General features: G+C 59.1%; 1 protein-coding gene. It reads right to left on the bottom strand.

Annotated elements, in window-relative coordinates:
- Positions 1-185 precede the first annotated feature (185 nt).
- A partial coding sequence (repC, locus tag EN780_RS36305) for a plasmid replication protein RepC (RefSeq protein WP_245500251.1) occupies positions 186-702 on the bottom strand: 517 nt, incomplete at its 5' end.

Here is a 702-nt window from a genome sequence, read left to right as displayed (position 1 = left end):
GTCCGTGTCGACTTGATTCTCCTTAAGCAAATCCCCGGTACCGAAGATGGCTGGACTACCGATGGTCGCATCCCCTTCCCCAGCGATGCGACCATCACAGCAAAGGTCCGAATGCTTGGCAACGTCCACCGCAATTTCGAACTTCAGGCGGATGCATTCCCACGTAACTAGATGCCATGCGGGCCTCACCCCGCCATCCTCGCCGTGGCGCCGTTCGCCTTCAGCGCCGCCATCAGCATCGGTCCGACCGAAAACGCCCCTGCCCTGGCCTTGTCAGTCAGCACGCGCAGGTATCCGCCGGCGGAATTGATGTGCTGAGCGCGTTGCAGGATGCAGGCAATCACGATCGCGGCGGTTTCCTGGCCCATCGCATGGCAGGCCTCCTCATACGCCGACGGCGAGACGCCAAGGTAGCCCCGCACCTGGGCGGCGGTAATCATGAAATCGCGCCAATTGCCGATGCCATCGACGGCATAGTCCGCAATTTCGGGGCAGGCCTTCAGCACAAGCCCCAGCGGATACGTTTTCGGGGGCTCTGCGGTTCTCGTGCTGGGCTCGGCCGTCGACCCGCTTTTCTCTAAAGCAGGTTCAAATTCAAAAATAGAGTCGGTATTTGAATCAGATTGCTGCCGCTCGTTTTGAGAGTCATTGCCGCTCGGATTCGTGGATTTCATATGGGTTTCCAGCAGCTTATCCACCTCC

Source organism: Mesorhizobium sp. M4B.F.Ca.ET.089.01.1.1 (assembly GCF_004022605.1).
GTDB classification, from domain to species: domain Bacteria; phylum Pseudomonadota; class Alphaproteobacteria; order Rhizobiales; family Rhizobiaceae; genus Mesorhizobium; species Mesorhizobium abyssinicae.
The sequence above is the reverse complement of the archived record's forward strand: the minus strand, read 5'-3'. Positions and strand labels throughout refer to the sequence as shown.